Genomic DNA, 9,566 nt, shown 5'->3' on the forward strand with positions numbered 1-9,566 from the left:
CTACTTCATCTCTCGTTTATCGACGTCCGGTAACGGTTCGGCGCAAACATCACGGCGTCGCTTTCGGGACGACCTGCCTCGTGCGATCTTGGGAACGTGACCTGCACGCTGGGCTACGCCACAGCAAGCACCGCCGAGCAGGGCCTCGAGGGTCAGCTCGCGGCGCTCAACGCTGCAGGTGTCGACCCCCGACGGGTGTTCACCGACCGGCTTTCTGATTCCGCCGACCGCATCGGCGCGGGCCTACACTCCATGTTGAGCTACGCCCGTTCCGGCGACACCATCGTCGTGGTCGCGCTCGACCGGCTCGGCCGCACCGGAACCGAGGTCACCCGCACCATCGCCGAACTCTGCGAACGCGGCCTTCGGCTTCGCACTCTCAAAGAGGGCCTCGACACCGGGACCTCCACCGGCCGCGTCGTCGCATCCGTCATCAAGACGCTGGCCCGCCTGGATTCCGAGGACGCCGCGGTCTAACCCTTTGCGGCCTTGGCGGCTGCCTTCGCCTGCTTCTTGTACGACCGCACCTTCTCCAGCGAACCGGCGTCGACAACGTCGGCCACCGACCGGTACGAGCCCGCCTTGCCGTAGTCGCCGGCGGCCTTGCGCCAACCTTCGGGGGTCACGCCGTACTGCTTGCCGAGCAGAGCCAGAAAGATCTTCGCCTTCTGCTCCCCGAACCCCGGCAGGGCCTTGAGCCGACGCAGCACCTCGGCGCCGTCCGGGTCGCCCTCGGTCCACAGCGCGGCCGCATCACCGCCGTAGCGATCGACGATCAACTGCGCCAGCGCCTGTACCCGTTTAGCCATCGAACCCGGAAACCGGTGGATTGCAGGGGTTTTCGAGCACAGCTCAACGAACTTCTCGGGGTCGTAGTCGGCGATCTCGCGGACATCGAAGCCACCGAGGCGGTCCGCGATCTTCTTCGGACCTGCGAACGCCGCCTCCATCGGGTACTGCTGATCGAGCAGCATCCCGGTCAACAATGCGAACGGGTTGGATTCCAGCAGCGCGTCGGCCGCGGGATCTTGGACAAGCTGCAGTTTCGCCACGACGCCAGTCTAGATCCGAGGTTTGGGCTTAGAGTTGCCTGGCAATCAGCTGAATGTGACGCGCGTCTCCCGGCTGCGCACACGCAACGACATCTAGATCAGGAGTCGCCCGTGCCCGAGACGCAACGATCATCCTCGGGCACCGCGGTCAGCGGCGACGAATTTCGGGCCGTGCAGGCCAGCCCGGAGTTTCAGGAACTGCGGAGCCGGCTGCGACGCTTTGTCTTCCCGATGAGCGCGGTGTTTCTCATCTGGTATGCCGCCTACGTGATTCTGGGCGCGTTCGCCCACGACTTCATGGCCATCAAGGTGTGGGGCGACATCAACGTCGGCCTGTTGATCGGCGTCGGTCAGTTCGTCTCCACGTTCGTGATCACCGGCCTGTACGTACGCTTCGCCAACCGCGAGCTCGACCCGCGGGCCGAGGCCATCCGCACCAAACTGGAAGGCGGTGCGGTATGACCACCTTGCTGGCCGTGGACCCGAACGTCGGCAACCCCGCCGCCAACATCGGCATCTTCGGGCTGTTCGTCGCGGTGACGCTGTACATCGTGATCCGCGCGAGCAAGCGCAACGCCACCGCCACCGAATTCTTCACGGCCGGGCGGTCGTTCACCGGCCCCCAGAACGGCATCGCGATCTCCGGTGACTATCTGTCCGCCGCCAGCTTCCTGGGCATCGCGGGTGCGATCGCGGTCTACGGCTACGACGGCTTCCTCTACTCCATCGGCTTCCTGGTGGCCTGGCTCGTCGCGCTGCTGTTGGTCGCCGAATTACTGCGCAACGCAGGCAAATTCACGATGGCCGACGTGCTTAGCTTCCGGCTCAAGCAGCGCCCGGTGCGGCTAGCAGCGGCCACCACGACTCTGGTCGTGTGCCTGTTCTACCTGCTCGCGCAGATGGCAGGCGCCGGCGGGCTCGTCGCGCTGTTACTCAACGTCACCAGCGATTTCGGCCAGGCCGTCGTGATCGCTGTCGTCGGTGTGCTGATGATCGCCTACGTGCTGATCGGCGGCATGAAGGGCACCACCTGGGTGCAGATCATCAAGGCCGTGCTGTTGATCGGCGGCACGGCGCTGATGACGGTGTGGGTGCTCGCCAAGTTCGGTGCGAACTTCTCCGAGATCCTCGGCGCAGCCCAGTCGGCCGTCTCGGGCTCGTCGAACGAGGCCGTCGCCGCCCGCGACGTCCTTGCCCCCGGCGCGCAGTACGGCGCGTCGTTGACATCGCAGATCAACTTCATCTCGTTGGCACTGGCGCTGGTGCTGGGCACCGCGGGCCTGCCGCACGTGCTGATGCGCTTCTACACGGTGCCGACCGCCAAGGAGGCGCGCCGCTCGGTGGTCTGGGCGATCGCGCTCATCGGCGCGTTCTACCTGTTCACCCTCGCCCTCGGTTACGGCGCCGCGGCGCTCGTCGGGCCCGACACCATCCTGGCCGCCCCCGGCGGGCAGAACTCGGCCGCACCGCTCCTGGCGTTCGAACTCGGCGGGGTGATCCTGCTCGGCATCATCTCGGCGGTCGCGTTCGCGACGATCCTCGCCGTGGTCGCCGGCCTGACCATCACGGCGGCAACGTCGTTCGCGCACGACATCTATGCCAGCGTGCTCAAGAGCGACCGGGTCAGCGAGAGCGAGCAGGTGCGGGTTTCGCGGGTCACGGTCGTGGTGCTGGGTGTCTTCGCGATCGGACTTGGCGTGCTGGCCGCCGAGCAGAACATCGCGTTCCTGGTCGCGCTCGCCTTCGCGGTGGCCGCGGCGGCCAACCTGCCGACCATCCTGTACTCGCTGTACTGGCCGCGGTTCAACACCCGCGGCGCGCTGTGGAGCATGTACGGCGGTCTGATCTCGACGATCGTGCTTATCGTGTTCTCCCCGGCCGTGTCGGGATCGAAGACCGCGATGCTGCCGAGCGTCGACTTCGCCTGGTTCCCGCTCGCCAACCCCGGCATCGTGTCGATCCCGCTGGCTTTCCTGCTCGGCGCTCTCGCCACCCTGACGTCATCGGACCGGGGCGATCCGGACATCAACGCCGAGTTCGAGGTGCGCTCGCTGACCGGCTTCGGCGCCGAGAAGGCCGTCACCCACTGACTTCAACTGCGCGAAATTGCATTCCAGCAGGCAAAGTCCGAGTGACCGCCTGCTGGAATGCAATTTCGGCGCGGAAAGTTGCACCTCCTCGTGGCTGAGGCTCCGACCCGCGTGAGCACGCGCTGGGGATTCCCCCTACTGGCGTACGCATTCGCAGCGATCATGCTCGGCACGACGATGCCGACGCCGATGTATGCCCTCTACGGCGAGCAGATGCAGTTCTCGGTGGTGACCACCACCGTCGTCTACGCGGCCTACGCGGGCGGTGTGCTGTTCGCGCTGCTGGCGTTCGGACGCTGGTCCGACGCGATCGGCAGGCGCCCGCTGCTGCTCGGCGGTGTCGTCGCGGCGCTAATCAGCGCCGGGGTGTTCCTGGTCGCGGACTCGGTGCCGCTGCTGGTTGTCGGCCGCGTGTTCTCCGGACTGTCCGCGGGTGTCTTCACCGGGACGGCCACCGCCGCCGTCATCGAGGCCGCACCGCCGCACTGGCGCAGCAGGGCCGCCGCGGTCGCGACCGTCGCGAACATCGGCGGGCTCGGGGCCGGTCCGATGCTGGCCGGCGTGCTGGTTGAGTACGCCCCGATGCCGCTACACCTGAGCTTCATCGTGCACATCGTGCTGGCGGCACTGGCGGGCGTGGCGGTGCTGCTGGTGCCCGAGACCTCGCCGCGGTCCGGACGCATCGCGCTGCAGCGGCTGGCGGTACCGCCCGAGGTGCGTTCGGTGTTCATCCTCGCCGCGATCGCAGGCTTCGCCGGATTCGCCGTCACCGGCCTGTTCGCCGCCGTCGCGCCGTCCTTTGTCACCGAGGTCGTCGGCATCGACAACCAGGCCGTCGCCGGGCTCATCGCCGGTTCGATCTTCGCCGCCTCAGCCCTGACTCAGATCGCCACCAACACCATGCAGCCGCAGCGGGCGCTCGCCGTCGGTTGCGCCACCCTGGTCGCCGGGATGGCGATTCTTGCAGTCGCACTTCAACTCTCGTCGCTGATCGGGCTGATCGCGGCCGCCCTGGTGTCGGGCGCGGGACAGGGCATGAGCTTCAGCCGCGGCCTGGCCGCGATCTCGGAACGCAGCCCTGCCGACCGCCGCGCCGAGGTCAACTCGACCTACTTCGTCATCGGCTACGTAGCCATCTCGCTGCCCGTCGTCGGCGAGGGATTGGCCGCCGAGCAATGGGGATTACGCACGGCCGGCGTGAGTTTCGCGGTGGCGGTGGCCGTGCTCTCCGGTATCTGCCTGGCGGCGATCCTAATCCGCGAAGCGCGCGCGTCCCGCTAGCCGCTCTTGCGGCGGAACTCCCTGCGGTGCTCGACCGGCCCGTGCGTGCGCGGCTGCTTAGCGCCGCCGTCCTTGTGGTCGCCTCCACCGGCCGACTTGGCCTTCTTGCGCTCCAGCGCCTCCCGGAACTTGCGCTTGGTGTCGTCTTCCGGTGTCTCAGCCATGACGGCAGCCTAGCCCGTGGACCGACGGCCGTCGCCTGCTTTAGCGCTTGCCGGGCGGCATACCGTAGACGTGGCTGATCGGCAGCGTCATCACCACCCGGCGGTCGTCGACCATCGCGCGCCGGTAGTCGTCCCAGTCGGGATGTTCGCCGGCGATGTTGCGGTACAACGCGATCAGCGCCTCCACGGTGTCGTCGTCCGGTGACGCCGCGGGCGGTGTGAGTGCCGCGTCCCCCTCGGCGACCGCGTAGGACCAGCCGTCGTCGGAGCTGACGTGAAGTGAGGCGCGCGGATCGCGCCGCAGGTTGCGCGTCTTGGCCCGCGGTTCGGTGATCGACACCTGGATGGTCAATGCGCGCGAGTCGAAGTAGTACGACACATTCGACAGCTGCGGGCGACCGTCGCGTTTGATGGTCGCCAGGACGCCCAGCGAGTTTCCGCCGATCAGCGCGAGCAGTTTGTCATCGAACACGTGGCGTCCCATGCTCGAAGCCTACGTCTCTACCATCGAGATGTGACCGCTCATGCACCCCGAATCGACGGCAACGTGCTCGAAGGCGTATCCGCGACCGCGCTGTGGACGCTGTACTTCCGCGCCAGCGAAGCCAAACGTTCCGACGGGGTGCTCCGCGACCCGTGGGCGGTCACACTGTTCGACGCCATCGACTACGACTACGGCAAGTTCGGCAGACCCAACCAGTCGCACGCGGTCCGGGCTCTCGCCTTCGACGCCGCCACAGCCGAGTATCTGACCGCGCATCCGAAGGCGTCGGTGGTCGCGCTCGCCGAAGGCCTTCAGACCAGCTTCTGGCGCCTGCAGAGACAGGGTGTCGCCGACGAATTGATTTGGTACTCAGTCGATCTCGCACCCGTCGTGGCGCTGCGCGAGAAGCTGTTGCCGCACGACGGCCGCATCGTCCCGCTGGCGCAGTCAGCGCTGGACCGTAGCTGGATGGCCCGCATCGACGCGTCGAACGGGGTGTTCATCACCACCGAGGGTCTGCTGATGTATCTGGACCCCGACGACGCGCTCGGTCTGATCCGCGACTGCGCGGCCCGCTTCCCCGGGGGCCGGATGATGTTCGACAACGTGCCGCCCTGGTTCAGCCGACGCACGGTGCGCGGCAAACTGAAGCTCTCCGATCGCTACGTCACCCCACCGATGCCCTTCGCGATGACCCCTGACGAGGCGGTCGCGCTGGCCGGGCGCATTCCCGGTGTGCGCGCCGCCCACGACCTGCCCATGATTCCGGGGCGTGGACTGTACAAGGTGCTGGCCTCGCCGGTGTGGGACCGCCTCGGCTTCCTGCGCAGAGGCCGGCCCAGCCACACCCTGCTGGAGTTCGGCTGATGACGCGCTACGCCGCCTTCCTGCGGGGGGTCAACGTCGGCGGCGTCAACCTCAAGATGGCTGACGTCGCGAAGGCCTTCGAGGACGCCGGATTCCGTTCGGTACGAACGATTCTCGCCAGCGGCAACGTGCTGTTCGAGAGCGGGTCGAAAGTCGACGCGGTGCGGAAGAAGGCCGAAAAGGCGCTGCGCGACACGTTCGGGTACGACGCCTGGGTACTGGCCTACCCGATCGACGCCGTCGCGGCGATCTCGCGCGCTTACCCGTTCGAGCGCGAGGTCCTCGACCACCACTCCTACGTCACGTTCGTGACCGACGAACAGGTGCTCGACGAGCTCGCCGGCCTGGCAGTTGAGGCGGCGCCCGAGGAGAAAATCGAGCGGGGCGATGGCGTCATCTACTGGCAGGTGCCCAGGGCCGCGACGCTCGAGACCACGATCGGCAAGACCATGGGCAAGAAGCGGTACAAGTCGTCGACCACCACCAGGAACCTGCGGACGTTGGACAAAGTCCTGCGCTAGGTACATTCGAGCGGGTGAGTTCCGAATCGAACGCCGGGTCCGCCAAAGCCGACGCCACCATGTTGACCGGTGTCTCCGAGACCGCGCTGATGACGCTCAACGTGCGAGCCACGGAGGCCCGTCGACCGGACCGACTGATCGACGATCCGATGGCGATCCAGCTCGCCGACTCCATCGACTTCGACTTCTCCAAATTCGGGCTGTCGCGCCGCCAGGACATGGCGGTGCGGGCCCTGGCGTTCGACCGCGAGACGCGGCGCTACCTCGGCGACCATCCTCGCGCCACGGTGGTGGCGCTCGCTGAGGGGCTCCAGACCAGCTTCTACCGCATCGATGCCGCTGATGTGGGACACGAATTCCAGTGGCTCACCGTGGATCTCCCACCGGTCATCGAACTGCGTCGACGCCTGCTGCCCGCGTCGGAGCGGGTGCGCATGGTGGCCCAGTCGGCGCTCGACTACAGCTGGATGGACCACGTCGACACCGAACACGGCGTGTTCATCACCGCCGAAGGTCTGCTGATGTATCTGCAGCCGGAGGAGGCACTCGGCCTGATCGGCGAGTGCGCGGCCCGCTTCCCCGGCGGACGAATGCTGTTCGAGCTGCCACCGGCGTGGTTCGCCCGGTTGATCAGCCGCGGCCTATTGCGGCCGTCGTTCAGCTACCGCGTGCCGCCTATGCCGTTCCACATGACGCCCTCGCAGGTCGCCAACCTCGTCAACGAGATCTCCGGGATCCGCGCGGTGCACGACATCGCACTTCCGCCTGGACGTGGCAAGGTGCTCAACGCGTTGATGTGGGGGGCTCAGCGACTGCCGTGGTTCGATTCCGTACGGCCGGTCTTCACCCTGCTCGAATTCGGCTAGCTCCCCGAAATCAGCCGAACGCTGCTTCCACATACCGCAGCGCGTCGTCCCTGCCGACGCCGAGCGCCTTGGCGGCCGACACGAACGTGTTCGCCGCGGTGGCCATCGCTCCGTCGACGGGATCCGCATGCGCGACGAATGTGCCGAAGCGGCCGCGGGTTTCGAGGATCCCCGCCGCCTCCAACTCGCGGTAAGCCCGCGCCACGGTGTTCACCGCGAGGCCGAGCTGGCCCGCCAACTCGCGCACCGTAGGCAACCGTGTTCCCGGCGGCAGCCTGCCGTCGCGCACACCGTCGATGATCTGCGTTCTGAGCTGGTCGAACAAGGCCCCCGACGAGCGCTGGTCGATGCGTACCCAATCCCCCAACCCGGCCACGTGCTCAGTATCGCCCACAGCGGCTAGTTTGGTCATGTGCAAGTGACGGTCCTCAGCGGTGCGGGCATCTCGGCCGAAAGCGGGGTGCCGACGTTCCGCGATGTCGAAACCGGACTGTGGGCGAAGGTCGACCCGTATGAAATCTCCAGCTCGGACGGGTGGCGGGCACACCCGGAGAAGGTGTGGGCGTGGTATCTGTGGCGCCACCGCATGATGAGCGCGGTGCAGCCCAACGACGGCCACCGGGCCGTCGCCGCCTGGCAGGACTACGCCGACGTGCACGTCGTCACCCAGAACGTCGACGACCTGCACGAGCGAGCGGGCAGCAAGAACGTCTACCACGTGCACGGGAGCCTGTTCGAGTTCCGCTGCGATCGCTGCGAGGAAACGTATTCCGGTGAGCTACCCGACATGCCCGAACCCGTGGAGACCGTCGACCCGCCGCGGTGTGTGTGCGGCGGGCTGATCAGGCCCAACGTGGTCTGGTTCGGCGAGGCGCTGCCCGAGGACGCATGGCAGCGATCGGTTGAGGCGGTCAGCGGCGCCGACCTGGTGATCGTCGTCGGCACCTCGTCGATCGTCTATCCCGCGGCGGGCCTACCCGAGATCGCACTTGCCAACGGCATCCCGGTCATCGAGGTCAACCCGGAACGCACACCGCTGTCCGACTCCGCGACGGCGTCCGTGCGCGAGACGGCGGCCAGCGCACTGCCGAACCTGCTGCAGAGACTCCCGGCCCTACTCGGATAACTTCGGCTTTTTGTGTGCGTTTCGTTGCGCTGATCGCGACTGAACGCACACAAATCGCAGTGTGTGGAACCGAATAGGCGGCTGAAGCGTCCGAGTAGATCGTGCTGGATGACTATCTGCGTCGGCACGACGGGGTGATAACTCTCGCCCAGGCGGAGCGATGCGGACTGAGCAAATATGCGATCGGGAGACGCGTGAGCGCAGGACGGTGGCGACGCTGCTCACCGGGTGTGTATTTCGTCGACGACCGGCCGTTCACCGATGCCGCCCGGGTGAGGGCCGCAGTCTGGGGCTATGGAACCCAGGCGACAGCCAGTGGATTGGCCGCGGCGTGGTGGCACAGCCTGACGCGGTTCGCGCCCGAGATCGTCGAGGTGACCGTGCCCAGAAACAGCCATCACCCCCGCCGCACCGGCATACGGATACGGCGCCGTGACTTGACGCGGGTAGACGTGATCGAACGAAAGGGATTGAAAGTAACCGAATTGGCGCTGACGGTCGTCGAAGCAGCGGTCCGCGATCGCAACGGTATCGTGCTGATGGATTCGGCCCTGCAGAGCCGTGTCGAACTGCAAGACCTGTGGCGAGCGCATCTGCGAAACAAGGGCCGATACGGATCGCCAGCCGCCGGACGAATGCTGCGGGCGGCGTCGGACGGTGCCCGATCGGCCGCCGAACGGCTGCTCATACGATTGCTGCGGGACGCCGGCATCACCGGTTGGCGCACGAACTATCCGATCAGTGGGTACAAGGTCGACGTCGCGTTCCGCGTGCAGAAGGTTGCCGTCGAGGTCGACGGCTGGGCATTCCACAGCGATGCAGAGGTTTTCGTCAAAGATCGCAATCGTCAGAACAAGATCGCACTACTCGGTTGGAAAGTCCTGCGCTTCACGTGGTTGGACCTCACCCGGTATCCCGAGCGAGTGATCGCGGAGATCCGACGAGCCGTCGCCTAGCCTCAGCAATTTGTGTTCGCTCTGGTGCGCTGAGTGGCTGTTGCGATTTGTGGTTGGTTGCCGGTGGGCGGTGACAGGTTGGTGGTACAGGTTGGTGGTGTGGCCCCGGTCTATGCGGTGGCTGTGTGGAGTCGGGTGAGGTTGAGTGCTGCAGCGGCC

General features: G+C 66.7%; 13 protein-coding genes. 9 read left to right on the forward strand and 4 right to left on the reverse strand.

Going from position 1 to position 9,566, the window contains the following annotated elements; translation table 11 throughout:
- The first annotated feature begins 96 nt into the window (after positions 1-96).
- Complete coding sequence (locus tag CEX87_RS22670) at positions 97-477, forward strand: recombinase family protein (protein WP_064397985.1); 381 nt, start codon at positions 97-99, stop codon at positions 475-477.
- Here the strand turns inward: CEX87_RS22670 and CEX87_RS22675 are convergent.
- Complete coding sequence (locus tag CEX87_RS22675; RefSeq protein ID WP_064397983.1) at positions 474-1,052, reverse strand: HhH-GPD-type base excision DNA repair protein; 579 nt, start codon at positions 1,050-1,052, stop codon at positions 474-476. The two genes, CEX87_RS22670 and CEX87_RS22675, sit on opposite strands and share 4 nt — an antisense overlap.
- A 111-nt stretch (positions 1,053-1,163) precedes the next feature.
- Here CEX87_RS22675 and CEX87_RS22680 point away from each other — a divergent pair, with 111 nt between their 5' ends.
- From CEX87_RS22680 to CEX87_RS22690, 3 genes are all read left to right on the forward strand, one after another.
- Positions 1,164-1,514, forward strand: coding sequence for a DUF485 domain-containing protein (locus CEX87_RS22680; RefSeq protein ID WP_064397980.1), 351 nt, complete (start codon positions 1,164-1,166; stop codon positions 1,512-1,514).
- Positions 1,511-3,142: a solute symporter family protein gene (locus CEX87_RS22685; protein WP_094289174.1), complete on the forward strand. Its 1,632-nt coding sequence runs from the start codon at positions 1,511-1,513 to the stop codon at positions 3,140-3,142. Before CEX87_RS22680 ends, CEX87_RS22685 begins: the two co-directional genes overlap by 4 nt.
- Positions 3,143-3,253: 111 nt before the next feature.
- Positions 3,254-4,423, forward strand: a complete 1,170-nt coding sequence (locus tag CEX87_RS22690) for an MFS transporter (protein ID WP_416171926.1) — start codon at positions 3,254-3,256, stop codon at positions 4,421-4,423.
- Here the strand turns inward: CEX87_RS22690 and CEX87_RS22695 are convergent.
- Positions 4,420-4,587, reverse strand: coding sequence for a DUF5302 domain-containing protein (locus tag CEX87_RS22695; RefSeq protein WP_094289178.1), 168 nt, complete (start codon positions 4,585-4,587; stop codon positions 4,420-4,422). The genes CEX87_RS22690 and CEX87_RS22695 overlap by 4 nt on opposite strands.
- Before the next feature lie 40 nt (positions 4,588-4,627).
- Entirely contained in the window at positions 4,628-5,071 is a 444-nt protein-coding gene (locus CEX87_RS22700) for a PPOX class F420-dependent oxidoreductase (protein WP_064420174.1), read from the reverse strand.
- A gap of 30 nt (positions 5,072-5,101) precedes the next feature.
- Here CEX87_RS22700 and CEX87_RS22705 point away from each other — a divergent pair, with 30 nt between their 5' ends.
- Genes CEX87_RS22705 through CEX87_RS22715 form a run of 3 tightly spaced genes read left to right on the forward strand, consistent with a single transcriptional unit; the run spans position 5,102 to position 7,325 of the window.
- Positions 5,102-5,938, forward strand: a complete 837-nt coding sequence (locus tag CEX87_RS22705; protein ID WP_198957284.1) for a class I SAM-dependent methyltransferase — start codon at positions 5,102-5,104, stop codon at positions 5,936-5,938.
- A complete protein-coding gene (locus CEX87_RS22710; RefSeq protein ID WP_094289180.1) occupies positions 5,938-6,459 on the forward strand; it encodes a DUF1697 domain-containing protein in 522 nt (173 codons plus the stop codon). Before CEX87_RS22705 ends, CEX87_RS22710 begins: the two co-directional genes overlap by 1 nt.
- A gap of 59 nt (positions 6,460-6,518) precedes the next feature.
- A complete protein-coding gene (locus CEX87_RS22715) occupies positions 6,519-7,325 on the forward strand; it encodes a class I SAM-dependent methyltransferase (protein ID WP_094289198.1) in 807 nt (268 codons plus the stop codon).
- A 10-nt stretch (positions 7,326-7,335) separates the two neighbouring features.
- On the opposite strand, the gene CEX87_RS22720 is transcribed toward CEX87_RS22715, so the two are convergent.
- A complete protein-coding gene (locus CEX87_RS22720) occupies positions 7,336-7,701 on the reverse strand; it encodes a GntR family transcriptional regulator (protein WP_064427771.1) in 366 nt (121 codons plus the stop codon).
- 36 nt (positions 7,702-7,737) lie between these two features.
- Here CEX87_RS22720 and CEX87_RS22725 point away from each other — a divergent pair, with 36 nt between their 5' ends.
- Positions 7,738-8,451: an NAD-dependent deacylase gene (locus CEX87_RS22725; protein WP_064397970.1), complete on the forward strand. Its 714-nt coding sequence runs from the start codon at positions 7,738-7,740 to the stop codon at positions 8,449-8,451.
- A gap of 101 nt (positions 8,452-8,552) precedes the next feature.
- On the forward strand, positions 8,553-9,407 hold the full coding sequence (locus CEX87_RS22730; RefSeq protein ID WP_094289182.1) for a DUF559 domain-containing protein: 855 nt from the start codon (positions 8,553-8,555) through the stop codon (positions 9,405-9,407).
- Positions 9,408-9,566 lie beyond the last annotated feature (159 nt).

Origin of the sequence: Mycobacterium lehmannii (assembly GCF_002245535.1) — a bacterium.
GTDB lineage: Bacteria > Actinomycetota > Actinomycetes > Mycobacteriales > Mycobacteriaceae > Mycobacterium > Mycobacterium lehmannii.

Coding starts and splice junctions, on each gene's coding strand:
- CEX87_RS22685 (WP_094289174.1), top strand. CDS start 1,511: ATGACCACCTTGCTGGCCGTGGACCCGAACGTCGGCAACCCCGCCGCC.
- CEX87_RS22695 (WP_094289178.1), bottom strand. CDS start 4,587: ATGGCTGAGACACCGGAAGACGACACCAAGCGCAAGTTCCGGGAGGCG.
- CEX87_RS22700 (WP_064420174.1), bottom strand. CDS start 5,071: ATGGGACGCCACGTGTTCGATGACAAACTGCTCGCGCTGATCGGCGGA.
- CEX87_RS22710 (WP_094289180.1), top strand. CDS start 5,938: ATGACGCGCTACGCCGCCTTCCTGCGGGGGGTCAACGTCGGCGGCGTC.
- CEX87_RS22715 (WP_094289198.1), top strand. CDS start 6,519: ATGTTGACCGGTGTCTCCGAGACCGCGCTGATGACGCTCAACGTGCGA.